This window comes from Romboutsia sp. CE17 (assembly GCF_012317385.1).
Classification (GTDB): Bacteria; Bacillota; Clostridia; order Peptostreptococcales; family Peptostreptococcaceae; genus Romboutsia_E.
Genome location: NZ_CP051144.1, coordinates 1,278,982 through 1,305,946, shown reverse-complemented (window position 1 = coordinate 1,305,946; position 26,965 = coordinate 1,278,982). Strand labels below are relative to the sequence as shown.

27 protein-coding genes are annotated in these 26,965 nt (G+C 26.2%); 16 read left to right on the top strand and 11 right to left on the bottom strand.

The features are described 5' to 3' along the window. Positions 1 to 59: 59 nt before the first annotated feature. Positions 60 to 485 (bottom strand): cytidine deaminase, encoded by a 426-nt coding sequence (locus HF520_RS06225; protein ID WP_168573195.1) that lies wholly within the window; start codon positions 483 to 485, stop codon positions 60 to 62. Positions 486 to 509: 24 nt separating this feature from the next. Beyond that, positions 510 to 1,154 carry a Crp/Fnr family transcriptional regulator gene (locus tag HF520_RS06220; protein WP_168573194.1) on the bottom strand — a complete coding sequence of 215 codons (645 nt, stop codon included), beginning with the start codon at positions 1,152 to 1,154 and terminating at the stop codon, positions 510 to 512. Between the two features lie 290 nt (positions 1,155 to 1,444). Between HF520_RS06220 and HF520_RS06215 the strand changes: the two genes are divergently transcribed. Together HF520_RS06215 and HF520_RS06210 are read left to right on the top strand one after the other, a co-directional pair. Further along, positions 1,445 to 1,852 carry a MarR family winged helix-turn-helix transcriptional regulator gene (locus HF520_RS06215; RefSeq protein ID WP_243155211.1) on the top strand — a complete coding sequence of 136 codons (408 nt, stop codon included), beginning with the start codon at positions 1,445 to 1,447 and terminating at the stop codon, positions 1,850 to 1,852. Then, positions 1,845 to 3,242 carry an MATE family efflux transporter gene (locus HF520_RS06210; protein ID WP_168573192.1) on the top strand — a complete coding sequence of 466 codons (1,398 nt, stop codon included), beginning with the start codon at positions 1,845 to 1,847 and terminating at the stop codon, positions 3,240 to 3,242. Before HF520_RS06215 ends, HF520_RS06210 begins: the two co-directional genes overlap by 8 nt. Before the next feature lie 268 nt (positions 3,243 to 3,510). On the opposite strand, the gene HF520_RS06205 is transcribed toward HF520_RS06210, so the two are convergent. Both HF520_RS06205 and HF520_RS06200 read right to left on the bottom strand, forming a co-directional pair. Beyond that, on the bottom strand, positions 3,511 to 4,752 hold the full coding sequence (locus HF520_RS06205) for an IS256 family transposase (RefSeq protein ID WP_168572333.1): 1,242 nt from the start codon (positions 4,750 to 4,752) through the stop codon (positions 3,511 to 3,513). A gap of 114 nt (positions 4,753 to 4,866) precedes the next feature. Then, positions 4,867 to 5,370 (bottom strand): thioredoxin family protein, encoded by a 504-nt coding sequence (locus tag HF520_RS06200; protein ID WP_168573191.1) that lies wholly within the window; start codon positions 5,368 to 5,370, stop codon positions 4,867 to 4,869. Positions 5,371 to 5,559: 189 nt separating this feature from the next. Between HF520_RS06200 and HF520_RS06195 the strand changes: the two genes are divergently transcribed. The 9 genes from HF520_RS06195 to HF520_RS06155 all read left to right on the top strand — a co-directional run bounded on the left by HF520_RS06195 (position 5,560) and on the right by HF520_RS06155 (position 12,306). After that, positions 5,560 to 6,282 (top strand): EcsC family protein, encoded by a 723-nt coding sequence (locus HF520_RS06195; RefSeq protein ID WP_168573190.1) that lies wholly within the window; start codon positions 5,560 to 5,562, stop codon positions 6,280 to 6,282. 28 nt (positions 6,283 to 6,310) lie between these two features. Beyond that, a complete protein-coding gene (locus HF520_RS06190) occupies positions 6,311 to 7,303 on the top strand; it encodes a GIY-YIG nuclease family protein (protein ID WP_168573189.1) in 993 nt (330 codons plus the stop codon). A 25-nt stretch (positions 7,304 to 7,328) separates the two neighbouring features. Beyond that, positions 7,329 to 7,970: an HD domain-containing protein gene (locus HF520_RS06185; RefSeq protein WP_168573188.1), complete on the top strand. Its 642-nt coding sequence runs from the start codon at positions 7,329 to 7,331 to the stop codon at positions 7,968 to 7,970. A gap of 45 nt (positions 7,971 to 8,015) precedes the next feature. Further along, positions 8,016 to 8,624: an NUDIX hydrolase gene (locus HF520_RS06180; protein WP_168573187.1), complete on the top strand. Its 609-nt coding sequence runs from the start codon at positions 8,016 to 8,018 to the stop codon at positions 8,622 to 8,624. A gap of 65 nt (positions 8,625 to 8,689) precedes the next feature. Beyond that, the gene (locus tag HF520_RS06175) at positions 8,690 to 9,247 is read left to right on the top strand and encodes a flavodoxin domain-containing protein (protein WP_168573186.1); all 558 of its coding nucleotides are present in this window, start codon (positions 8,690 to 8,692) and stop codon (positions 9,245 to 9,247) included. A gap of 243 nt (positions 9,248 to 9,490) precedes the next feature. Further along, positions 9,491 to 10,384, top strand: a complete 894-nt coding sequence (cysK, locus tag HF520_RS06170) for a cysteine synthase A (RefSeq protein WP_168574775.1) — start codon at positions 9,491 to 9,493, stop codon at positions 10,382 to 10,384. A gap of 22 nt (positions 10,385 to 10,406) precedes the next feature. After that, positions 10,407 to 10,955 (top strand): serine O-acetyltransferase EpsC, encoded by a 549-nt coding sequence (epsC, locus tag HF520_RS06165; RefSeq protein WP_168573185.1) that lies wholly within the window; start codon positions 10,407 to 10,409, stop codon positions 10,953 to 10,955. Positions 10,956 to 11,064: 109 nt separating this feature from the next. Further along, complete coding sequence (locus HF520_RS06160) at positions 11,065 to 11,253, top strand: ferredoxin (RefSeq protein WP_168573184.1); 189 nt, start codon at positions 11,065 to 11,067, stop codon at positions 11,251 to 11,253. Between the two features lie 714 nt (positions 11,254 to 11,967). Continuing rightward, positions 11,968 to 12,306 carry a GIY-YIG nuclease family protein gene (locus HF520_RS06155; RefSeq protein WP_243155210.1) on the top strand — a complete coding sequence of 113 codons (339 nt, stop codon included), beginning with the start codon at positions 11,968 to 11,970 and terminating at the stop codon, positions 12,304 to 12,306. A 71-nt stretch (positions 12,307 to 12,377) separates the two neighbouring features. Here the strand turns inward: HF520_RS06155 and HF520_RS15400 are convergent, their stop codons facing one another. Then, entirely contained in the window at positions 12,378 to 13,346 is a 969-nt protein-coding gene (locus HF520_RS15400; RefSeq protein ID WP_330586315.1) for a hypothetical protein, read from the bottom strand. A gap of 185 nt (positions 13,347 to 13,531) precedes the next feature. Here HF520_RS15400 and HF520_RS06145 point away from each other — a divergent pair, with 185 nt between their 5' ends. Further along, on the top strand, positions 13,532 to 14,299 hold the full coding sequence (locus HF520_RS06145) for a hypothetical protein (protein WP_168573183.1): 768 nt from the start codon (positions 13,532 to 13,534) through the stop codon (positions 14,297 to 14,299). Positions 14,300 to 14,356: 57 nt separating this feature from the next. On the opposite strand, the gene HF520_RS06140 is transcribed toward HF520_RS06145, so the two are convergent. Next, a complete protein-coding gene (locus tag HF520_RS06140) occupies positions 14,357 to 15,472 on the bottom strand; it encodes a DUF3810 domain-containing protein (protein WP_168573182.1) in 1,116 nt (371 codons plus the stop codon). Positions 15,473 to 15,613: 141 nt separating this feature from the next. Here HF520_RS06140 and HF520_RS06135 point away from each other — a divergent pair, with 141 nt between their 5' ends. Both HF520_RS06135 and HF520_RS06130 read left to right on the top strand, forming a co-directional pair. Further along, positions 15,614 to 15,847 carry a hypothetical protein gene (locus HF520_RS06135; protein ID WP_168573181.1) on the top strand — a complete coding sequence of 78 codons (234 nt, stop codon included), beginning with the start codon at positions 15,614 to 15,616 and terminating at the stop codon, positions 15,845 to 15,847. 517 nt (positions 15,848 to 16,364) lie between these two features. After that, a complete protein-coding gene (locus tag HF520_RS06130) occupies positions 16,365 to 17,753 on the top strand; it encodes an MATE family efflux transporter (protein WP_168573180.1) in 1,389 nt (462 codons plus the stop codon). A gap of 98 nt (positions 17,754 to 17,851) precedes the next feature. Here the strand turns inward: HF520_RS06130 and HF520_RS06125 are convergent, their stop codons facing one another. Together HF520_RS06125 and HF520_RS06120 are read right to left on the bottom strand one after the other, a co-directional pair. Then, positions 17,852 to 18,685, bottom strand: coding sequence for a DegV family protein (locus tag HF520_RS06125; protein WP_168573179.1), 834 nt, complete (start codon positions 18,683 to 18,685; stop codon positions 17,852 to 17,854). 287 nt (positions 18,686 to 18,972) lie between these two features. After that, on the bottom strand, positions 18,973 to 19,134 hold the full coding sequence (locus HF520_RS06120; RefSeq protein ID WP_168573178.1) for a hypothetical protein: 162 nt from the start codon (positions 19,132 to 19,134) through the stop codon (positions 18,973 to 18,975). Positions 19,135 to 19,365: 231 nt separating this feature from the next. Here HF520_RS06120 and HF520_RS06115 point away from each other — a divergent pair, with 231 nt between their 5' ends. Both HF520_RS06115 and HF520_RS06110 read left to right on the top strand, forming a co-directional pair. After that, a complete protein-coding gene (locus HF520_RS06115) occupies positions 19,366 to 20,082 on the top strand; it encodes a hypothetical protein (RefSeq protein ID WP_168573177.1) in 717 nt (238 codons plus the stop codon). 408 nt (positions 20,083 to 20,490) lie between these two features. Beyond that, on the top strand, positions 20,491 to 22,353 hold the full coding sequence (locus HF520_RS06110; RefSeq protein WP_168573176.1) for an SEL1-like repeat protein: 1,863 nt from the start codon (positions 20,491 to 20,493) through the stop codon (positions 22,351 to 22,353). Between the two features lie 116 nt (positions 22,354 to 22,469). On the opposite strand, the gene HF520_RS06105 is transcribed toward HF520_RS06110, so the two are convergent. The 3 genes from HF520_RS06105 to thrC all read right to left on the bottom strand — a co-directional run bounded on the left by HF520_RS06105 (position 22,470) and on the right by thrC (position 26,427). Further along, positions 22,470 to 23,405: a magnesium transporter CorA family protein gene (locus HF520_RS06105; protein WP_168573175.1), complete on the bottom strand. Its 936-nt coding sequence runs from the start codon at positions 23,403 to 23,405 to the stop codon at positions 22,470 to 22,472. A 637-nt stretch (positions 23,406 to 24,042) separates the two neighbouring features. Then, positions 24,043 to 24,945: a homoserine kinase gene (thrB, locus tag HF520_RS06100; protein ID WP_334296644.1), complete on the bottom strand. Its 903-nt coding sequence runs from the start codon at positions 24,943 to 24,945 to the stop codon at positions 24,043 to 24,045. Further along, positions 24,946 to 26,427 (bottom strand): threonine synthase, encoded by a 1,482-nt coding sequence (gene thrC, locus HF520_RS06095; protein ID WP_168573173.1) that lies wholly within the window; start codon positions 26,425 to 26,427, stop codon positions 24,946 to 24,948. Between the last annotated feature and the right edge of the window lie 538 nt (positions 26,428 to 26,965).

Genomic DNA, 26,965 nt, shown 5'->3' with positions numbered 1-26,965 from the left:
TTAAACAAATCACAAAACTAGCATATAAAAAACCACTGATCTACTCAGTGGTTTTCTTATTATTTATCTAAATCCTTGCCAGTAAATGCAAGAGGTAAAATTTCTTCTAATGAATATTCTAAGTATTCTTCAGTACTTTTTGCAATTATAACTTTGAAAGTTTTTAAATCGCAAAACTCAGCCATGACTTGTCTACACACAGCACAAGGAGCACAGAAATCACCTTCTCCTGGATTTAATCCTTCTTTGTTTCCTACAACAGCAATGGCTGTGAAGTTCTTTTGACCTTCAGAAATTGCTTTGAAGAAAGCTGTTCTCTCAGCACAGTTTGTTGGTGTATAAGCTGCATTTTCTATATTACATCCTGTGTATATATCTCCATTATCGCAAAGTAATGCTGCACCTACATTGAATTTAGAGTAAGGTGTGTAGCAAAATTTTTGTGCTTCAAAAGCTTTTTCGATTAGTAATTTTCTATTTATCATTGTTCTCCTCCATGTTGTCTAAACTTAATATATTGTAATTAATGGGAAGATTTTATCAACTAGCTTATCCATATCTTTGACTTTTATAAATCCTTTATTATATTCAATAAGGTTTTCATTTACCAACTCTTTGATAATCCTATTAATACTTCTGATATTAGAGCCTACACCTTCTACCAATATGTCTTTGTGAACAGTATCTACTTTATGATCATCTAGAAAACTCCATATAAAGAAGATAATTCTAGCTTTGAGAGGATAAGCCACATTTGTCTTGCTATTGACAGAAGTATGATACATTTTAGTAGAAAGTTGAACATGTATATATAAGGAAAAATCACTGTCGTACTTAATCCACTCCAGAAAAGCACTTTTAGGAATTTTTACAGCTTCACAATGTTCCATAGCTTCAACATAGTTTAGGATTGGCTTATTGACAAATACCTCCAACTCACCAAAGAGATTATATTCACAATAAATTCTCTCTAAATATTTCACCTGAGTAGGTGCCAAGGAATAAACTTTAACCTTTCCTTTTTTTATAATATATACAAAAGAAGGAGTATCATTTTGTTTAAGAATTTTATCAAAAGTATTAAACTCTATATCTATAAATTGTTTTTTTATAAAGTCAGGACAAATGTCTAAATAATAAGATAAGTCGTTCATTTTAAATCTCCTTATTAATGTTTTGAATAAAGTATATTTATTATATCACTATAATTTTGAGGCGCAAGGGCTTTGTAATAAGTTAGGGACAAATGTCCAAAGTTTTATTTTATGATATCATTTTGCTAAGAATATAAGAAACTCGAAATATTAGGTTATTATTTAGAAATATTAGTTGACATATCAACTAATATTTGTCATAATCTATATGGGTGATAGAAATGGATAAAAGTATAGTTCGAATGATTACACTTCTGGCTAGAAAGAGCCAGAGTTATATTGGTAGTGCATTGAGCAAATATAATCTTTCTGCTGCAGAGCAACCTTTTTTTATGGCACTACAGCACCATGAAGGTGTAACACAAGAAGAACTCACAGCTATTGTATGTGTAGATAAAGCGGCAACTGCTCGTGCAATAAAATCTTTAGAAAAAAAAGGATATCTGATACGAATACAGGATAAAAAAGACCGACGTCAGAATAGGATTTATCCAACAGATATAACAAAGCAGTTAGGATCAGCCGTAAGAAGTGAACTTCTTCACTTTAATGATATGCTAACACAAGGGATTGACCCAGAAAGCTTAGATTTAATTTATTCGGCATTAATAAAAATTGAAGAGAACTTTGCTCATATTTCAAATAAGAAAAGTGAAGAAATAGAGCAAGGAGGACAGAGAGGTGAATTAAATGAATGACACATTTCAAGGAAAGGTAAATCCCCTTGGGGAAGAGCCTATTGTAAGACTGATTGGTAAGTTTGCCATTCCATCTATTATCAGTATGTTGGTTAATGCAGCTTACAATATAACAGATCAAATTTTTATCGGTCATGTTGTCGGTATGCTTGGAAATGCAGCTACTAATGTTGCCTTTCCAGTAGTTACCCTTACTACGGCATTTGCACAATTAATTGGTATAGGTACGGCATCAAACTTTAACATTAGCCTTGGTGCAAAAAGGGAAGAGGAAGCAAAGCGATTTGTTGGTACAGGGCTTACGCTTATGTCAATTTTGGGTATTGTAATTATGTTTATCGTTCTATTATTCAAAACACCTATACTTATGCTATGTGGTGCAACAGAGAATGTACTTTCCTATTCGCAGCTTTATTTGGGTATCACAGCTATTGGGATTCCGTTTTTACTTTTTACAACATCTGCAAGTAATTTAATTCGTGCTGATGGAAGCCCGTCATATTCTATGATGTGTACCTTAGTAGGAGCAATACTGAATGTATTTTTAGACTGGTTATTTATGTTTGTTTTCAAATGGGGAATTCAAGGTGCAGCAGTAGCTACAATTATAGGTCAGATTGTTTCATTTATACTTTGTATAGGTTATTTTTTAAAGTTTAAGACTTTTAAAATCAAGATGAAGATGCTAGGTTTACGCTTAAAATACGTAATTAAAATTATAAAGTTCGGAACATCAAACTTTATCAATCTTTCAATTATGATGGTAGTAAATATAGTTATGAATAATACCCTTACTCATTATGGGGCATTATCGATTTATGGAAGTGATATTCCTTTGGCTGTATCTGGTGTCATTGCTAAACTAAACAGCATATTGGCTGCCTTTGCAGTTGGTCTATCTCAGGGATGCCAACCGATTTTAGGATTCAATATGGGTGCAAAGAATTATGATAGAGTGAAAGAAACTTACAAAAAAGCAGTTTCTTTTGCACTAGTAATTAGTGTATTAGCATTTTTATCATTCCAGTTATTCCCAAGACAGATTACGAGTATATTTGGTACGGGAGATGAACTTTACTTCCAGTTTGCAGAACGCTATTTACGTATTTTTATGATGATGACATGTATCTATGGTATACAACCATTATCTGTGAACTACTTTACAGGTATTGGGAATGTGAGACAAGGAATAGTTATTTCTCTATCAAGACAAGGATTTTTCTTACTTCCATTGTTATTTGTTCTACCTATGATATTCGGTATTGACGGGGTGTTATATGCAGGGCCTATTGCAGACTTTATGGCATGTGTGTTGTCGTTAACATTAGTCTTTAGAAACTTTAAGAAGCTAACACTTACTGAGGGAGTAGAAGTAAGTTCTTGCAATTAAGAATGTATAACAAAAGTTCACAATTGTTATATAATGCGAATTAAAAAGGCATTATTGTAAAAAATTAAGTGCTTTAGACATAATAACTGTCGAGAATGTCTATAGATTTGTGTAAATAAGATTTTTTATAATTTATATTACTGGAAATTTCAAATTCCAGTAATATTTTTTTATTTTTGAGAAATACTAATACTGGAATTCTTTACACAATTATTATGTGTTTAATTTAGTTATTTATACACTAAATTTTCCATAATTTTAAAAAAATTTATATTGTGTAAGAGTTAGGTATCCTTTCTCCAAACATAATTGTAAGCTGTCCTAAAGTAGACGCCCAATTTTGGTTTGGAGAGGTCCATTTCTCCATAATTTTCATGGTAGATAAATATAGTGATTTTCTTAGTGACTCATCTGTTGGAAATACAGTTCTTACCTTAGTATATTTTCTTAACTGTCTATTAAATCCCTCAAGAGCATTTGTAGTATAAATAATTCTTCTAATTTCATGTGGATATTCAAAATACGTATTCAGATTACTCCAGTTATTGTACCATGAATCTATTACAACAGAATATTTTGAATACCATTTCTCCTTAAGAATATCTAAATTTTTAAGTGCTGTTTCTTCGTTAAATGCCCTATAAACACTTTTTAAATCTTTCATAAACTCTCTCTGATCTTTTGATGCTATATATTTAAGAGAGTTTCTAATTTGATGAACTATACAAGTTTGAATACTTACATCTGGATATACAGTTTTAATTGCTTCAGGTAGACCTTTTAAACCATCCATACATGCAATTAAAATATCATCTACGCCTCTATTTTTCAAATCATTACAAACTGATAGCCAAAATTTTGCGCCTTCTGATTCACCAATCCAAATACCTAATATATCTTTTTTTCCTTTCATATCTAAAGCCATACATATATATGCTGCCTTTGAAACTATTTTATTATCATCTCTTACTTTAAAATGCATAGCATCCATATATACGATTGGGTATATTTCATCAAGTTCTCTGCTTTGCCATTCGGCGGCAGCCTCTACAACCTTATCTGTTATCTTAGATATCATTGCAGGAGACACATCAATGCCATATAGTTCTTCCATTTCAGATTGGATATCTCTTACACTCATACCACAGGCATAAAGACCTATTATTTTTTTATCTAGTTCATTACATACAGTTTCATACTTTTTAACAACCTTCGGTTCAAATTGTGCTTTTCTATCTCTTGGTATATCTAGGCCAACTTCACCAAAACTACTTTCAATAGTCTTAGAACTATATCCATTCCTATAGTTTGGATTAGCTTCATTACTTCTTTCATGCCTTTCTCTTCCCAGATGTTCTTCCATTTCTGCTTCTAGCAATTGTTGGATAATATCTTTGAACAGCTTTTGCATTAATCCATTTTTACCAACTACATCTTCCATGGTTTTACATTTTCTTACTTCAGCTTGGTAGTCTAAATCTGGAATAATTATTTCTCTTTGATCTTTCATTTCTTTACCTCCAAAAGTTTAATATGAATATTATTCCAAACTTACCAATTTTACATTCAAAAAAGACTGTAGGTAAGTTTGTATTTACACAAAACTACCTACAGTCCCCTTTAACTATTTAGCTGTATTCATTATTTCTAAAAATTCAGAAGCTGAATCTAATAAATATTTACCCTTATAATAATCTAATTTTATATCTTCAAAGTTCTCTATTGACTTAACAGATTTTGGCCTTTCTTCAAAAGTACCTAATATATTAAAGTCTTTATCAAGTACAATGACCATAGGCCATTTAAATTCAGAAACTCCTAGAATTGGAGGTAAAAACTTTTTACCTCTAGACATAGAAATAACTGAAATATTTAAATTAGGGTTTAATTCAGTAAATTTCTTTAAAACAGTTATATTTAATTGGTAATCAGGACACCAAATTTCGCCTGAAACTAAAAAGTTAACTTCCTTATCAAATTCAGTTAATGTTTTAATCATTTCTTCTGTTAAGTTAATTCTAGAATAATTTTTAGGTATTCTAGATCTCTCACTTTTACTACCATATCCAACAGAAGATTCAAAATTAGTCCCCACTTCAAATAATTCTTCTATAGTCATAGTTATCATGAAAATACACCTCCAATATGTAAAGTATATATTTATATTACCATTATAAAAAAATATTATCTATAAATATTTTTATACTAATATAAATATTATAAAATAATGAAGTATTAAATTATTAAAATATATTATCATAGTATAAATTGTTATATAATTTTATTATCAATTAAAATAAGGATGGTGAAATGATAAATGAACAATTATGAGAGCAATGCTAAGCAAGAATTAATACGATGGAAGAGAAAAATGAGAAAAAATCCATCTATAATAGATAAAGGAACAAGTAAAGTTCAAAATAAATTCAATGACTTACTACCAAATAAATATCATGAATTAATGACTTTAGCAATCAAAAATATGGTAAAAGTTGTGCTCTTTGGATATAAATATATCACGAAATCTCCACATAAAGACATTTCGTTAGAAGATAGAGAAAATTTAGTTAGAGAAAAAATAAAAAAATATAAAAAAACTGCCAGATTGGAGGGAGCAGGAACTGGTGCAGGAGGATTTTTTATTGGATTAACTGACTTTCCATTATTACTGGGAATAAAAGTAAAATTATTATATGACATAGCAGCAATATATGGATATGACGTTAAAGACTATAAAGAGAGAATATATATATTAAATATAATGCAAGTAGCTTTTTCATCTAAAGAGCATAGAAAGGTTATATTTGAACAAATGGAAAATTGGACTGAATATGAAAACATTCTTCCAAATAATATTAATGATTTTGACTGGAGAAATTTTCAACAACAATATAGAGATTATATAGATTTAGCAAAGTTTTTTCAGTTATTACCAGGAATTGGAGCGGTAGTTGGTTTTTATGTAAATGGAAATTTAATAGATAAATTGGGTGAAAGCGCGATTTATTCATATAGGATGAGAATCAAAGAATTATCTTAAATTATCATATTTCACTAAAGGAGAAGACATGAGTAGTATAAAAGAAAAAATAAAAAAATTACCTAAAAAGCCAGGTATATATATGATGAAAGATCTTAATGGAAATATTATATATGTAGGAAAATCGAAATCTTTAAGAGATAGAGTTAAAAGTTATTTTATTAATACGGATAGCCATTCTAGGAAGATTAAGAGAATGGTAAAAAATATATCTGATATATCCATAGTTATAACAGATACTGAGCTAGATGCACTTATATTAGAATGTGAAAAAATACAGGAAATAAAGCCTATGTATAATACATTAATGAAAAAATACGAAAATTACAAATATATAAAGATTGACTTACATGAAAATCTAGGTATACATATAGTTGATGATATAAGAGATGACTGTATATATTTAGGTCCATATACTATGGATAAAAAGCTAGAAGAATATAAAAAAATTGTGGAGGAATGTTATAAGTTACCAAATTGTAAAAAACACACAAAATGCTTAAGATATGATTTAAATAAGTGTATAGGACCATGTAGAAATATTGAAAATGAAAAGAAATATAAAGAAATACTAAAAAGTATTTCAAGTAATTTTGAAGAGTTTAATTTAGATTTATTAAAAAATCTTAATTATAAAATGAAAGAAGAAACAATATTATTAAACTTTGAAAAAGCTAATGAAATAAAAAAATATATAGATCTAATTTCAAGTATACTAAAAAAGCAAAAAATTATAAATAAACTAAATGAAAATAAAGATATACTTGCCTGGATTAATTTAAATGAAAATGTATATAAATTATATTTAATTATAAATGGATCAATTGTATATAGTGAAATTATTGATATAACTAAAATTAATAATAATTTTAAGGATGAACTTATTTTAAATATTAGTATAAAAAAAATTAAATATAAAGAAAATAGCATGAAAAAAATAGATAAATCGAATATAGATTATATAAATATTATTTATAACTACATTGAAAAAAGCGAAGATATAAGTTATATATATATTTAAAGTAAAGAAAATTATGAGGAGAAGTATGAATAAATTAGACATAATAAATAAAACAAAACAATTTGTAAAAGTAGAACTAAGCAATGAAGGTAGTGGACATGATTGGTATCATATTGAAAGGGTATATAACATGTCTAAATATATAGCCCAAAAAGAAAATGCAGATTTATTTATTGTAGAAATGGCAGCACTTTTACATGATATCGATGATTGGAAATTTTCTGATAAACAGGATACTACAAAAACAGAACAATTTTTAAAGTCAGTTAACGTTGATAAAGTTGAGTTTAAAAAAATATTATCTATTATCAAAAGGATATCTTTTAAAGGTGGATTAGTAGATTCAACTCAAGATAGTATAGAAGGTATGGTAGTACAGGATGCTGATAGATTAGATGCTATTGGTGCTATAGGAATAGCTAGAGCATTTACTTACGGTGGTTTTAAAAATCGTGTTATTTATAATCCAGATATAAATCCAATTGAATTTAAAACATTGAAAGATGTTAAACATAAAAATAATCATACAATAAACCACTTCTATGAAAAATTATTAAAGTTGAAGGATTTAATGAACACAAATACTGCAAAAGAAATTGCAGTCAAAAGACATAAATTTATGGAGAAATTTCTAGAAGAGTTTTATTTAGAATGGGATTTTAAATAAAGAGAATTTATATATTATATTAGACTAAGAAAGAAGGGAATATAGATGAAAAATAATAAAATCAAAGAAATTAAAACATTAGTTGAAACAAAATTTGTAGGATTATTTGAAGTAAAATATAAGAATAAATTAGGCAATGATAGAACTTGGATGGTAGCATCAAGAAAAAGTAAAGAAGAATTAGGTGAAATATATCTAAATGATAAAGAAGGAGAGATAGACGCAGTAGTTATTGCAGCATATCATAAAGGTTATGATAAATTAGTTTTAATAAAACAATTTAGAGTACCGATAAATAATTATATATATGAGCTTCCAGCAGGCTTGATAGATAATAAAGAAGATATAGAAACAACAGTAAGAAGAGAGTTAAAAGAAGAAACTGGTCTTAATCTTTTAAAAATAAATAATATAAAAAGTAAAGATAAAATTTATTTATCTCCTGGTATGACTGATGAATCAGTTGCATTTGTTAACTGTATTTGTGATGGAGAAATAAGTAAAGAATACTTGGAAGATGATGAAGATATAGAAGCTATTTTAGTTTCGCAGAATGATGCATGTAAGATGTTAGAAGAAAATGAAGAAATAGATATAAAAGCGTTTTTAATACTACAAATGTTTGCGGAAATTGGAGAAAAGTTATTCTTATAATATAAAAGGAAATATAAAATATTTGTCCTAATTATTAGTTATATATTTAATTAGGAGGGATTATCTTGGAGGAAAAAAGTAAAATAGCTATAATATATAAATCTAAGTATGGAACTACTAAGAAATATGCAGGATGGATAGCTATTAAACTAGATGCAGACTTATATGAGATATCAGATATAACAAGTGGAGATTTACCTGACTATGATACTATCATATTCGGATCATCATTATATGCAGAAAAAATAAGAGGGATAAACTTCATAACAAGAAATTATGAAAAAATAAAGAATAAAAATATAATTGTTTTTGTTGTAGGACTATCAGAAAATAAAAATAGCACCATTGATAAAGTAATAGAGTCTAATTTTAGTGAAGACTTCTCTAATCATGTTAAGTTATTTTATTTTAGGGGAGCTTTAGATTATAAAAATTTAGGTTTATTAGATAAAATAATGATAAAAGGTTTAAAAAAAGTTTTAGAAAATAAAAGATTAGAAGAACTAGATGAGTATAATAAATTTTTATTAAAAAACTTTTATACTATGATAGATTTTACAGATAAAAATTCTGTAATTGATATTGTAGAATATGTGAATAATTTATGTGCCAAAAATGAATAGTAAAATAAATAGGATGGATTTAGTATTAATAATTAATATTGAATCCATCCTATTTATTTTGTAAGTATGACTATGATTATAATTTCTTAGTTATAAATCTGATACTAATGAAAAACAACTTTAACTATAATATTTATTTATAAAAAATAAATATTATAGTTAAAGTTGTTGCATTATCAAAATGATAATAATACAATAGAATTATAATTATCATTTTGATAATTAAAAAAAGGGGGAATGAAAGTGATATATGAAAATGTGTTAGACTTAATTGGAAATACTCCAATAGTTAGATTAAATAAATTAGGATATCCTAATGTATATGTTAAATTGGAAAAATACAACCCAGCAGGTAGTGTAAAGGATAGAGCTGTATATTATATGATTAAAGGAGCTGAAGAAAGAAATGAATTAAAACCAGGAGACACTTTGGTAGAAGCAACTAGTGGAAATACAGGAATTGGATTAGCTATGATTGGAAAATTAAAAGGGTATAAAGTAATAATTATTATGCCAGAGAGTATGAGCATTGAACGAAGACAATTAGTAAAAGCTTATGGAGCAGAACTTATACTAACAGATAGTTCTAAAGGAATGAATGGATCTGTTGAAAAAGCAAAGGAGTTAATTAAAAAAAATAACTATAAATCGTTAAATCAATTTGATAATGCAGATAATACTTTAGCACATTATAAAACAACTGCAGTCGAAATTTTTAAAGAGTTACCAGATATAGATATATTTACATGTGGAATAGGAACTGGTGGAACATTGAGTGGAGTAGGAAAATACTTGAAAGAACAAAAATCTAGTATAAAAATAATCGGAATTGAACCGGAAAAATCACCACTTATAAGTAAAGGTGAAAGTTCGAGTCATAGGATACAAGGAATAGGAGCTAATTTTATACCTGGAAATTTTGATAGTGATATTTGTGATAAGGTTATAACTGTAAAAGATAATGATGCTTTTGAAACTGTTAAATTAATGGCATCAGTTGAAGGGATTTTACTAGGTATTTCTTCTGGAGCAAATATATTTACAGCAATAGAATTATCTAAAAAATATAAGAATAAAAAAATACTAACAGTAGCACCAGATGGAATTGAAAAATATATGTCTATGGAAATATTTTAAGTAAAAGAAAGGATGATACATTTTGTTTTATCATTTAAAAAAAGATATAGATTATATAATGCAAAATGATCCGGCTGCTAGAAATAAGTTTGAAGTTTTTCTACTATATCCATCAATTCATGCATTGATAATGTATAGAATTTCTCATTTTTTTCATACTAAAAAGATATTTTTTATAGCAAGATTAATATCTCAGATAGCTAGGTTATTTACAGGAATTGAAATACATCCAGGTGCGATTATAGGAGAATCTACTTTAATTGATCATGGTATGGGTGTAGTTATAGGAGAGGCTACAATAATTGGTGATAGAGTAACAATATATCATGGAGTAACATTGGGTGCGACTGGTAATGAAAGAGATTGGAAAAGACACCCAACAATAGGAAATGATGTAGTTATTGGATCTGGAGCAAAAATATTAGGACCAATAATTATTGGAAATAATGTGAAAATAGGTGCAAACTCAGTTGTATTAAAAGATGTTCCTAATAACTCAACTGCAGTTGGGATACCAGCCAAAATTAAAATTCAAAAAGGACTAGAAAATGTAATAGGACTGGACTGCTAAATATAAAATAATAAAATACCTAATATTTTGGGTATTTTTTTTATTTGAGGGAATAATAAATTTAGATATGAAGTAAAGATTCATAAAATAAAGATAGGAGGAATTATTTATGAAAGCAAGAGTAGATCAAGACACATGTATAGGATGTGGAGTTTGCCCATCAGTATGTCCAGAAGTATTTGAGATGAAAGATGATGGTAAATCTCATGTTATTGCAGATCCAGTGCCAGATGGATATGAAGATTCAGCTAAAGAAGCAGCTGAAAGTTGTCCAGTTGATGCTATAGAAGTAGAGTAAGTTTAAATAAACATAAATCCAACTGTAAGTATACACTAAAATATTTTAATGTATACTTACAGAATTGATAACATTTCCTAAACACAATGCTTGATATATTTTTTATAAGTATTGTAATTTATTTCCTTAAGAATATGAGAATATCTATTTAGTGTAACTTTTATGTCAATATGTCCCAGTCTATTAAATATAGTTTTAAACTCTGTTTCATATAAAAGTAATATAAGAGAATGAGTGTTTATTAAACTATGCATTCTTATATATCTAATATTATTTTTAACAGTTAAAGTTTTCTGTGTTTTTCTTATTACATAAGAGAGATAAGGTATTAGTTTAGAATTTAAATAAACTAATTACTATATTCTAAAATTCATTTAATTTATACCAATCATGCTTAATCTTTAATTCACTTAATTTATAAAGAAGCTCTAGAGATGCAGAGATAGTCATGTAATATATACAAACTAAAATGAGAGTACATATGATATCCTCATATTAAATTTGACGAAAATATGAAAAATTGAATGTTTTATTGTAAAAAATAATTTTTTTCTATATTATAAATAAGAAGAGGGTGTATAACCCTCTTTTTAATATTATGAATAATTTATTAATAACTTTGATAAAAACTGTAGATTAATATTAAATTGATAATTTACTGATATAAAATAAAAGATAGGAGGTTTAAATATTGAAATTTCAATATTTAATTTTATGATGTACTATACTTATATAATTAGATGCAAAGATGAGTCACTATATACAGGATATACTAGTGATATAAATAGACGAATTTTAGAACATAAAAAAGGAATTAATTCTAAGTATACTAGAGCTAAAGGATTTAAAAATTTAGAGGTTTACTATATTAGTAATTCGAAAAGTAAGGCAATGAAGTTAGAATCATATATAAAAAAATTTAATAGAAATAAAAAACTTTTAATTATTAAGAATCCGGAACTTTTATTAGAAGAATTAGAAAATAGGGAAGAATACCTAGTAGGTATAAAAAATATTAATAATAAAACTATACTTAATAAAAATAAAAAATAAATAGGTAATATTAAATAAAATTATAAAAAGATAAGTTCATAATACGAACTTATCTTTTTATAAAGTGTAAGCTATTTTTTATAAGGTACTTTTTTAGGTGTCTGTTTTATTTTGTTTTCTGGAGTTGCAACGACTCCAGTAGGACCGACAGGACCCGTATTACCTTTAGGACCGGCAGGACCAGCAGGCCCCATATTACCTTGAGGACCAGTAGGACCAGCAGGCCCCATACTACCTTGAAGACCAGTAGGACCAGCAGGCCCCATACTACCTTGAGGACCAGTAGGACCAGTAGGACCCATACTACCTTGAAGACCAGTAGGACCAGTAGGACCCATACTACCTTGAGGACCAGTAGGACCAACAGGCCCCATATTGCCTTGAGGACCAGTAGGACCAGCAGGGCCAATATTGCCTTGAGGACCAACAGGACCCATAGGACCAGCAGGCCCCATATTACCCTTAGGTCCCATAGGACCCATAGGACCAGCAGGCCCCATACTACCCTTAGGTCCCATAGGACCTATAGGACCAGCAGGTCCCATATTACCTTTAGATCCTTTAGGACCCATAGGACCAGCAGGCCCCATATCACCTTTAGGTCCTTTAGGGCCCATAGGACCAGGAGGGCCTTGTATACCAGCTCCTAAATTACATAATGGATTTATATAAACTTCTTTACCAATATCAACATACTGGATAGAGCTTAATTTAATATAGATAGGCCCTTTACCAGATGATGTTTTACCAGTAACTACGCATTGATTAACTTGGCAAATTTTTAGTCTTAATATACAGTCACTACAGTCTAACTTAAGTCCTACTGTTCTGCCAATACAACTACGTAGTATATTAAAAATTTGGAAATCTTCACAATTCACAGGAATAACAAACATAGGGCAAAATGAAGGATTCATTTTTCCAGAGCAATAAACTTTTTTATTTTTGCATGTTTTGTCAATTTTTAATTCCTTACATGAAGATTGGTTACAGTGATTACATTTGCATGAATTAATTTTATTTGTACAGTTTCTTTCCATAATATGACACTCCATGTTAATTATTTTAGTAGTATATCTACGTATTATATTTATATGATAAAAAAAATAAAGTGGGACATATAGTAATAGAATTTTTTATTTAATGAATAAATACAACAAAGAAAAGAGGAGTAAGGCAAAATAATGTAGTATTTATAAAAAAAGGGTTTTGGGGGGACATTCAAATGAGTGATTCAGTAAAAAATATACATGATTTTTATAAATATAATTATAATGAGTTACTTAAAGAGTATATTGATACAATAGAAGAAAGAGATTTTTTAATGCTTAAGAAACAGATATACTTAGATGCTAAACATATATGTATGTCTTTTGACTTAATGATAAAAGAAATAGAATTGAAGGTAAGGATTAAAAAATTAAATATAGAAAAAAGTATAGTGAAGTCTACCCTAAAGTCGAAGTTGATATTTGATGAAGAAAATATGAATAATATTATAAATAAAAATATTTCTCCTTTAATTAAGCAAATTTTAGTTATTAATAATTTGGCAGAAGAAGCAAGGGCATATATAATTAGTTATGAAAAGAATTTTTACTATAAAACAGAATTTTCAAATTTATATAAAAAAATGCTAGTAAGAATAAGTCCTATTTTTAATAAGATGGATAAGAATAAAGAGAGATTATGGGAGAAAACTGAATTAGCATATATTTATAATGATATAGGCAAGTTGAAGATGATATCAAATGTATTATTGGATAACTATAAGCCAACCAAAGTATATACTTCAGAAGAATTAATAAATGAAATTAATGAACTAAAAAAAGAGATAAAGTCTATGGAAGATATATTTCCGTTTAATATAGATATTGATGATGAAATTTATATAAAAACATATAGAAAAGAAATAGAAGATAGGTTATATATATTAAATAAAGAAGAAAATAAATTATTAAAAGAAGTAGATGTATTGAGGGCTAAATTATAAGTAAAAAAAGTGTAAGTATATGTTATATAAATATAGTATATGCTTACACTTTTTTACTTAAAGAGTGTTATTAAGTTTATAATATGTTAATAGTAAGTCAACCATTTTTCCATAACTTTTATTACCTTCAGTAACTCCATTTGATTTTAAATAAGAGTCATTAAATTTATTAGAAATATCATTAATTTTACCCTCATACTTCTCCCAAAATTTATTATTAGCATTAATATCATTGATAACATCATTTGAGAGTTGTTTTGTTAATTCGAAATAAGAATCATAGTCTACCCTTTTTAGAGTAGAGGCTGTATGAGTAAGAGCTAATTTATAACCAGAGTATATAAAATCAGTATCAGTATGATTAATACAAGCTAAATATGATATAAAGTTTGCTTCATCTTCACTAGCATAGCCTCTTTGATGAGCCATCTCATGAAGCGTTGTAGAAGGAATCGACATATCCAAAGTAGAAATATTTATATTTGCTTCTCCTGTAAAAGGAAAATATATTCCTGTAATACCTGTATAACACATTAAGTTTGAAGAGAGTACATATTTTACATTAGAATAATTTCCATCTAAATTTGGAATTATATGAGATATTTTATTAAATCCTATATTTGCTCTTTCTATTACTCCTACATAGTTTGTATTTAATTTCATTATACCATTAATATCCTCATGAACATTACATCTGCTTTCATTAGTTTTTATAATGAGAAAATTATAGAGATTTTTTAAGTCTTCAACATTATAATTAATATTTATATTATCAAAGTCATTATATTCTTTTAATAGTACATATTTCAAAGGTGTTTTATTATAATTAATTCCCCAAAGTAAAATAAATAAAAAATATGAAATGGAAATAAATGAGAGTATATTCAAAAGTGATTTTTTTAAAAATATAAAAAATTTATATCTAAATCTTATAAATAATACAAAACAATATACTAAAAAAGTAATTATACTTACTATTAACAAATAAATTATTAATTCATAAATTGAGAAAGTAAATAAACCACTTATATTACTTAAAATTTGAACAGTAAATTTATTAATTTTTCTAGTATAGTATGTTTCTATAAAGCTTGGAAATTTTGACGCTAAATAGTTAATAATTAATGTTAATGGGAATAACATAAAGATTAAAATTCTAATTTTTTTTCTCATATACCTCTCCTAATTAAATGCATATACATATATTATAAGATAAATATATAATAATTAAAAATATATTATATATTAAAAACTTTATATTAATAATATATAATATATTTTATAAATAAATTTTGTTTTTAAGGAAGGTTAATAATGGAAGAAAAGAAAGTAAAACTGACAAGGGATAATTTTAATTTTAGATTTAAACAATATGAAGGTATGTATTTTCACTTTACTATAAGTGAGGATAGCAAGGTTGTAAGATATAAAATAACCGAGGATAAAGAAGGTATAGAATTAAAGGAATTTGGAAATACACATATAAATAATAATATGTTATACATTCCTCAAATTGAAGCATATATTGATTTAAATAGTGTAAATTAGATAATACCAATACTTTAAGTGATTAAATAAAATAAAATGCTACCATCAATAAATTTATGGTAGCATTTTATTTTATAGCATTTCAAATATATCAAAAGATTCACGGATCATTTTTTCTGTAGTATGAGAGTAAGTATTCATTGTATTAGAAAGTCTACTATATCCAAGCTAGATTGAATCTAGATTCATTTTAAATTATATAGTAACACGAGTATATCTAAGCCCATGAAAATTAAATCTTATATTAAGCTTACTATTAAATTATGTTATTATGATGATATTATCATAATAATATAAGGAGGCACCTAAGTGCAAAAAGCTAGAAATTCATATTTTGATAATGCAAAATTTATACTTATATTTTCCTACCAATTATCTAGTGGAAAAATATTTTAAATTATTTTGAATATTTGATATACTATACTATAGTGTATTAAATATACATTATAAGTATAGATATAATATATATAATTATTATGGAACATACTATTAAATATAAATAAGTAAGGAGAGTATTATGAGTAAGAAAAGTGTTGATTTAGGTAATGGAGGTATTGGGAAGTTACTTGTGAATTTGGCAATTCCATCAATAATCGCTCAAATTGTAAATCTATTATATAATATAGTAGATAGAATATTTATTGGTAGGATGCCTAATGGTGAATTAGCTATGGCAGGTGTTGGAGTGGCAATGCCAGTAATTTTATTAGTTTCCGCATTTAGTGCTTTAATAGGTATGGGTGGTGCACCTCTTACTGCTATAAAAATGGGAGAACAAGATAATGATGGTGCAGAAAAAATAATGAGTAATAGTTTCTCTATGTTAAATATAGTAGGGGTTATATTAACAATAGTATTTTTCATTTTTAAAGAGCCAATTCTTTGGGCTTTTGGAGGTAGTGAAGCTACTATAGGATATGCCCTTGATTACCTATCAATATATATTATAGGTACTATATTTGTTCAGATTTCAATGGGTATGAATCCATTTATAAATACACAAGGGTTTGCTAAAATTGGAATGTTCACAGTAGCAATTGGGGCAGTTATAAATATTATACTTGATCCTATTTTTATATTTGGTCTTAATATGGGTGTTAAAGGAGCAGCATTAGCTACTATAACAGCTCAAGCAGTATCAGCAGTATTTGTATTGAATTTTTTATTTGGGAAAAAAACAATTTTAAAAATTAGAAAGAAATATCTAAAAATAGATAAAAAAATAATTTTTTCAATAGTTTCTTTAGGTGTTGCTCCATTTATTATGCAAGCTACCGAAAGTTTAGTTTTAATAAGTTTAAATAATCAACTATCAAAATATGGTGGAGATTTAGCTATAGGGGCTATGACTATAATGAGTAGTATTATGCAGATGATAACTATGCCTCTTATGGGGCTTACACAAGGAGCTCAGCCTATAATAAGTTATAACTTTGGGGCTAAGAACATAGATAGGGTTAAAAAAACATTCAAACTTCTTTTAATATCTTGTTTAACGTATTCAACAGTAATGGTAGTATTATTAATGATATTCCCAGAATTTTTTGTTGGAATATTCAATGATAAGCCTGAGCTTGTAGAAATAACTTCATGGAGTATAAAAATATATTTCTCTGGGATGTTTATATTTGGAGCACAAATTGCATGCCAGCAAACATTCTTGGCTTTAGGGCAAGCAAAGATATCATTATTGCTAGCTCTTTTAAGAAAGGTTATACTTTTGGTTCCATTAATATTTATATTGCCAATGTTTATGAAAAATGGATTGCAAGCAGTATTAATTGCAGAGCCAGTAGCTGATATAGTTGCATGTCTTACGACTATAATATCGTTTAGCATTTTTTACAAAAAAGTATTAAGCAATATGGATGAAATAAAAAGTAACGTAAGTATAAGTAATAACTAGAAAAAAGGAGCATATCTGCTCCTTTTTATTTTGATTTAATAAGAATTTTTATATATTTTAATCATTTAAAGTGATAATTATTTATATAAAATATTTAATTATATACAAGCTATACCAAGAACACCAGGACCAGAGTGAGAACAAACAACACAACCTATATTAACAAAATATAAGTTTCCTATAGTGGCTTCTTTCAATAAACAGTCTTTAAGAAGTTTTAAATCATCTTCATTATCTCCACAACCAATTATAATAGTTCTGTCAGTCAAGTCTTTTCCATACTTATTAATGATAGAATTAGCTAATGTTGAATAAACTTGTTTCTTACCTCTAACTTGAGACCTTTGAGATACTAACCCATCTTTTACTTCTAAAATAGGTTTAATTGATAATAAATTTCCTAAAGTAGCTTTAGTAGATGAAATTCTACCGCCCATTTTTAAATATTCTAAGTTATTAACTGAAAAAACTACATCCTCTGTACCTTTTAATAATTCTAAATTAGAGACAATCTCTTTAACAGATAATCCTTGGTTAGCCATTTCACAAGCTTTAATAACAAACAAACCACTTCCAATAGACACATTATAAGTATCAAAAACTGTAACATTATTATGCCCATCATTTTTAGCTAGTAAAGAACTTTGATAAGTCCCTGAAGCTACAGAAGAACCTGCTATGTATAGAACTTCTATATCATCATCTGTATATTTTTCAAAGATAGATTTAAATTGAGCATATGTAGCTTGAGATGTTTTAGGCATAGAGCTTGTTTCTCTAAGCATTTTATAAAATTTATCGCAAGTTAAGTTTTTTCCATCTAAATATTCTATTCCGTTAAATAGTACTGTAAGTGGAACTATTTCTATATCATATTTTTTTATTATTTCTATCGGTAAATCCGATATACTGTCGCAAACTATTTTAATCATGTCAAAACCTCCAATAAGTATATCTAATTTTATATTAACATGAGATTTGTATTAAGTAAATAAAAAAATTTGATTCTCAAAACATATGCAATAAAAAGGTATTTCTTCAAAATATTAAAATTCTTATGGTAATCTAGCTTTAGATATGGTATTAGATATTAAATTAAATATGATATTTGTTAAAGTTACATACATGCAGCTATCAATTTTATCAAAAATTTTAATGATAAAGACTAAAAAATAAAATGAGTTTCATAATATAAATAAACTCATTTTATTTTCCTAATTTATATGAACATTTTATATAAAAGTAATAATATTAATATGATAGATGCAATTTTAAAGGTTAATCCAGAAATAAGTTTTATAGCCTTAATCGTAAGACCAAATAAAATTATAAAGATACATAATCTAGATATTAGATTAATATCAATAGAGCTAATATCCATAAAACTTCCTCCTATCAAATTAATTTGAGATATATTTAAAATATATAAATATTATATAATAGTTAGGTTATAATTTCTAATTTATTTTAAATTTGTAACTAATATGTAGATTTTATATTAATATATAAAAGAATTATTAATTAAAAAGTAAAATTTTAAAAAATTATTTCAAAAATATTTTATAATTTAGTATAATTAGTTAAGTAGTTTATAATTAGGAGGATTTCAACTTTGGATAAAAGAAACAGACAAGTTAATAATAAAAAAAAGAAAATAAATAGGGAAAAAATAGTAAAAAAACGAATAGAAATTTTGCTAACTGTGGGTTCTTTAGGTTTAATAGTGGGGTTAATTATAGGATTAATACTTCCAATAGGGCACGTTAAAAAGTCAGAGTTAAAAGAAATTAAAGCTATTAATGAGAAGATACAATTACAGTTAACTAATGCAAATGATAAAGTAGATGAGCTAAATAAAAAAATTGAAGAAAATAAATCTTTTATAGATTTAAATGAAGAGGAAAAAGAACAAGTAATAAGTTATATAGAAACATTACAAGAAGAGAAGAAAAAGTTAGACGAAGTAAAAATAACTACTACTGATATTTATGAAAAATTATATAGATCATATGCATATAGTTTAGGATATGTAAACTATGAAGAATTTTATGCAATTTTAGATACTTTTGGATATCAATATGAAATAAATGAAAATGATAAAGAAATTACTTTAAAAGATGAGTATGAAGGAGATAATGTATCTTTAACATTTGAAAAAAATAATAATAATGAATTAGTTTTGACAAGAATAAGATATAATAAAGTTGATAAGTACATAGAGTTAAATAATAATCATAATAAATCTGATACAGAATACATAATATATGATGGTAGTAGTACAAAAGTAAATAATATAAATGAACAAGAAGAGTTTTTATTTGCAGAATAATTGATTTATTAGATGTGTGTTAAATTATAGACTTATAGTAATTACTTTACTTATTATGTATAGGCCCAAAGTTTAAGTTAGTTGTTAAGTGTTGATACATAAATTCAAAGTAAAAAATGATTAATATTTAAATCTTATAAGTATATAATAAATATAGTGATAGCACTTAAATATGTTTGATTTTATTAATTTTATAGGGATATATCAAGTTAATTATTTAATATTAATTAATCTTGAAATATTCCTATTTTGTTTTATAATAATATATTTAATTACATAGAATATGTATATAAAATGTTTTATAAGCGGATTATTACAATATTCTTACAAAAAAATCAAAAAGATATGAAATTATAAAATGTATTATATAATAAGTATATTAAAAGATATAATAGTAGGGAGTTAGTTATGATAAATACAAAGTTTTCTATAGAAAAGATAAAAGAATTACCTAATGATCCGAAGTTAGGTTATGCTAAGGGAGCTTTTTATGAAAAAGTTGGAAAATTAGATAAAGCAATAGAGATATATAAAGAAGCTGCAGAAGAAGGTCATGTAAAAGCGCAGTATACTTTAGGTAATATTTATAAGAATAAAAAACAATATCATGAAGCTGAAAAATGGTTAAAAATGTCATATAAAAATGGATATGAAGAGGCTGCATTTGATTTAGGAAATATGTATTATGATATAGAAGGATATGAATATGCGCTTTATTGGTATGAAAAAATAGCGTTATTAGGTGACTTGTCAGGTCAAAATAATTTAGGCGTTGTACATTTTTATTTAAAGGATTATGTGAGAAGCGAAAAGTGGTTAAAAGAAGCTGCTAATAATAATTTGGGTGTTGCATGCTTTAACCTAGCGCTTTTATATAATTTAATAAATAGGCTAAGTGAAGCTAAAGAATTTTATAAAAAAGGATCGGTTTTACAAGAGAATAATTGTAAATATAATTTAGCAGTATTAAACCAAGATGAAGATATAAAAGATTCTATATCTTTATATAAACAACTTTACAAAGAATCTGATTTAAAAGCATGTTTTAACTTAGGTCTTATAATGGAGATTCAAAAGGATTATGAAGAGGCTAAGAAATACTATAAAAGGGCTGCTGATAGGGGGAATATTAAGTCTCAATATAGATTAGCTGGAATTTATGATAAAGAAAATAGTATAGAAGATGCTATAGAATATTATGAAAGGGCAATAGAAGGTAATTATACTTTGGCAAAGTTTAAATTAGCTAATTTATACAATAGAGAGAATGAGATTGAGAGTGCGAAGACGTATTATGAAATGGCATCTAATGACAATTATATAGATGCAAAAAATAATTTAGCAGGTTTATATTTTGAAGAAGAAAATTATACAAAGGCTATTAGTTATTATGAAGATGCTATAGCGGATGGATGTAAAATATCAATAGAAAATATAGCTGATTTATACTATAAGATAAATGATATTGAAAGAGCGATTTCTTATTATTTAAGAAACTTTGATTCGATATCTTGTCAAATAAAATTAGCTAAGATATATGAAGAAATTGATAGAATTGAAGAAGCTATAATATGGTATAAGAAAGCATCTGATAATAATGATGTATTTTCAAACTATAAATTAGGCTGTATATATGAAAAACAAGGTAATAAGGAAGAAGCCAAAGAGTATTTTATTAAAGCTGTAGAAAATAATCATTTAAATTCTAGAATACATTTAGGTAGAATTTATTATGAAGAAGAAAACTATGAAGAAGCTAAAAAGATGTTTGAAGTTACAGCAAATGAAGATAATTTATATTCTCAGCACATGGTAGGTGTAATTTATCATATTTATTACAATGATTATACTAATGCAAAATTTTGGTATGATAAAGCAAGAAATAATGGTTGCATTGAATCTATATTTAACTTAGGTCAACTTAGCTTTAAGTTAAATTCCTATGATGAAGCTGAAAAGTATTATGCTGAAGGTATGAAGCTTGGAAATAAGAAATGTGAATATATGTTAGCTAGTATTTATTATAAGAAAAGTTTTGATATTTATAAAAACTTATCAAATGAAAATTTTTTAGAAAGTAAACATATTATAGATTCTATGCCAAATATTAATATAAATTTAGATGAAGTATTAATTGTAAACTTTGATGAAAATAAAAAAATTGAAGATAAAGATGAAGAAGAATATGTTCCTGGATACGTTCTAGAAGTTAATGAAAATTTAGAGGATGAATTTAATGGCATTAGAAAAGAAATGATAATAAAAAGCTAAATAAATCCTCTATAAGTAAATATACCATATAGACGATATATAAAACTAAATAAGACCTTTAAAACAAATCATAATTTGTCTTGAAGGTCTTGTTATCAAGTATATATACTTATATTTTACAATAATTTTTTTCTAGACATAAATAAAGTTATAATCAAGCAAATTATACATGTAATAAGTAATGTAATCCAAAAGCCATTAGGATTATTCTCAAATGGTATTCCTGGTACATTCATTCCAAAGAAACCAGAAACAATGGTTGGAATAGCCATAATTAATGTGACAACTGTTAAAAATTGCATAACAGTATTTTGGTTGTTACTTATTATTGCACTAAAGGCATCCATGATTCTACTTAATATATCTCCATATATAGTAGCCATCTCTAGAGCCTGTCTATTTTCAACTATAACATCCTCTAATAAATCTTCATCTTCCTCATATCTCTTAATACTAGGAGTTCTAACCATTTTATTAAGAACAAGTTCTATTGCTTTTAATGACGTAGAGAAATATACTAAAGATTTTTCAAGCTCTAATAATTGAATTAGTTCTTTATTTTGCATTGAATTATAGATTTCACGCTCAATAACAGTAGTCATTTTGTTTATTCTTCTTAGATATAACAAGTAATAAGTAGCATTTTTATAAAGTATTTGAAGAATAAAACGTGTTTTCATATAAGTATAGAAATCCCTTATATGACCAACAATAAAGTCATTTAAGATTTTTGTTTGTGCAGTGCATACTGTTAAAATGGCGTCATCTAACATAATAATACCTAATGGTATTGTACTATAATGAGATGATGATGCATCACTTTCATCAATAGGTATATCTATGAGAATAAGAGTATGATTATCTTCAACTTCAATTCTAGAGCGTTCTTCTTCATCTAGAGCAGCATTTATACTATCAACATCTAGGTTCAATAATTCTGATATTTCATGTATTTCACTTTGATTAGGCTCAACAAGATTTATCCAACATCCACTTTCAAAGGAAGTAAGTTTTTCTAATTTAGAGTCAATAGTTTTATAGTATCTTATCATGGCAACACATCCTTTATTCAGTTTTATACAAATCTCATCATTTAATATTATGTATTAAATGACTAATTTATATAAAATAAAAGATGAATTAGTATTTATCTACATAATATTGAATGATGAATGAAACAGCCCGCCAGGGACTATGGTCCATTTATCATCACTCCCAATTTATTTTTAGTATTTAAGAATAATTAGTATTCCATTATCTAATTTAGCATTTTTAGAGAAGAGTTTCAATATATTTTTTAGATAAAGAAAATTTGAATTGATACTTAGTTTATTTAATTAAGTCTTTAAATATTATTTTATCTAATATAAATCACAGTAAAATTGATAATATGGATGGCTGAAAATAAAGGTGGTATGGGATTATTTAATTTATTGAGAAAATAAAAAAATAGTATTAGATGTATTGGATTTTAACTTTACGATGAATCTAAAGGGAATTATAATAATTTAATTAATAAAAAAGAAATGCACTATTATATATAGAATATAGTCAATATGAAAACTATTGACTCATGACATATAGACATTATAGAAAAATTGGTTTTGCATATTTTGAATAAAAAACTAAAGAGAGTTAGATAAAATTAGTAAATATCAAACTTTCTTTAGTTTTTATCAATAATAAAGATTATAATATGTTTACTATAGATCCTCTTTTATCACACTTAAGATGCTTTACTTCCCATTTTGAATCAAGCGTAGAAATAAATGATTTAATATCATTTATAAATGTATTGTCTGCATCTTTGATAATACACAGAATTGTAGGTCCAGCACCGCTTAAAAATACTCCTAAAGATCCTAGATTAATAGATTCACTTACTATATCATCATAATTATTAATCAAAGGACCTCTATAATCCTGATGTAATTTGTCTTTGCAAGCAAATTTAATTAAATCGAAATTTCTATTCATAATAGAAGAAATTAGTAGGGAGGATCTACTTAAGTTATAAACACCATCACTAAATTTAATTTTTTTAGGAAGAACATCGCGAGATAAAGAAGTTGATAATTCAAAATCGGGAATAAGTGCACAAAAACTAAGATCCTCAGGAAAATCTATTATGTCATAATACACATCATTATTTTCCATAATAGATACAACTAAATTCCCAAATAAAGCTGGAGCAATATTATCAGGATGACCTTCTATTTCTGTAGCTATTTTAAGTAGTTCATGTTTACTTAAATTTGATTCAGATAATATATTTGCAGCTAGAATACCGGCAACTATACAAGTAGCACTACTGCCAAGACCTCTACATATTGGAATGTCATTTACAATTTCAATTTTTAGCCCACATAGATTTTTATGCGGCTTTACTTTTTTATAAAAATATTGTATTGATTTATAAACTAAATTATCTTCGTTTTTATACTTATCATCGCAACCTATAATTTCGAGACCTTCATTTATTTCAGTTATATAAAATTTATTGTATATATTTAATGCTAAACCAAGAGTATCAAATCCTGGACCAATATTAGCACTCGTTGCAGGAACAATTATTTCTAACAATATAATCACCTAAATTTCTAAAAAGTTTTTTATTGATAACTCTAAATCATTTTTTTCATAAGTACTATTATGAATTATTTTTTTACCCTTAAGATCATTTATAGGATTAGGAATAGCCGTCTTAGTAATAATAGATAGTTTATCAATTGAATTAAAATAATTTTCATCATTAACTTTATATCCTATAGCATTTAGAACATCAGTTGAAAATTTATAAGGACTAGCTGTACTTAAAATAATAGATTTACTTTTATCCTGGGTAGAACTTTTATATTCTTGAAGCGCCGAATAAGCTACTGCAGTATGAGTATCTATAAGATAGTTATAGTTTTCAAAAACATGCTTAATTGATTTGTTAACATCATCTTCAGAAGCATAATAGCTACAAAAGGATTTTAAATTATCTTTCATAAGATTTGATATTTTGTAAAATCCATTATTATAAAGACTTTTATAAAGTGCATTTATCATTTTAGAATCTCTATTGCAAGATTCAAACAATAATCTTTCAAGGTTACTTGATATAAGTATGTCCATAGATGGAGAAGTTGTTAATACTAGGTCTCTATTTATATCATATTGACCAGTTTCAAAAAAGTCATATAATACTTTATTTTCATTAGAAGCACAAATTAATTTATTTATAGGGAGTCCCATTTCTTTAGCATAGTAACCTGCAAGGATATTTCCGAAATTACCACTTGGTACTACATAGTTAACCTTATCAAATAAGTTAATCTCATTTTTATTGTATAATTTAAAATAAGAATAAAAATAATATATTATTTGAGGGATTAATCTTCCGATATTAATAGAATTAGCAGAAGATAGTAGATATCCATTTTCATTTAAATATTTATTAAATGCGAGATTAGAAAAAATATTTTTTACTCCTGATTGGGCATCATCAAAATTTCCTTTTATACCACAGACGAATACATTCTTACCTTCTTGAGTCTTCATTTGTAGTTTTTGTATATCGCTAACACCATCCTCTGGGAAAAATACTGATATTTTAATCCTATCTAGATTTTTAAAACCTTCTAAAGCGGCTTTTCCTGTATCTCCAGATGTAGCAGTTAATATAAGAATATCTTTATCTAAATTATTTTTATTAATTGCTACTTCTAACAAATAGGGCATAAGTGAAAGAGCAATGTCTTTAAAAGCTAGAGTTGGACCATGGTATAACTCTAGAAAGTAATCTTTATCTATTTTAGTAATAGGTGTGATTTCTTCAGTAGAAAACGTTGACCTATATGCAGAGTTAATACAATATTTTAATTCTTCATCTGTAAAATCGCTTAAAAAATTGCGCAATATGTAAAATGTAAGTTGGCAATAATCAAGCTTACATAGTTCTTTTAATTCATCTCTAAAATTTGGAAATTTAGAAGGAACATAAAGACCTCCATCTTCAGCAATTCCTTTAATAATAGCTTTAGATGCTGTAATACTTTCTTTATTTCCTCTAGTACTTATAAATTTCATATTAAATCCCCCCCCTTCATAATACTATATATTAGTTTAAGTATAGTGTTTAATTTTTATTAAAAATCTTCTATATTATTAAGTATTAGATTTTTTAATAATGATTATTTTAATATAGTAGAGTAAATAAAATAATGTGTCAATAAAATAAATTATAAAAATTAAATTATATAACTATAAATAATTGTATAAAATAATAAAGTAAATAGTACTATAAAATTTATATATCATAAAATATAATAATAACTTACAATTAAGATAAATTTATAATAATTACAAATATTTATATATAATTAAAAAAATTATTCAAATTAAATTCATAAATAATTCACATAGTATGGATATAATAATATCAAAAGGAGGAATAAAGAATGATTTTACTTATAAGTGCAGTATTAGTTGTTATAATGTATGGACTTACATTGCTATCATATGTTTCTGAAAACAACTTGTTAGATGAAAATAATTAAATGACATTACATAGAGGATATTATCAATTAAAGTTAATATATATTATGAGAAAATAAAAGGAATGCAT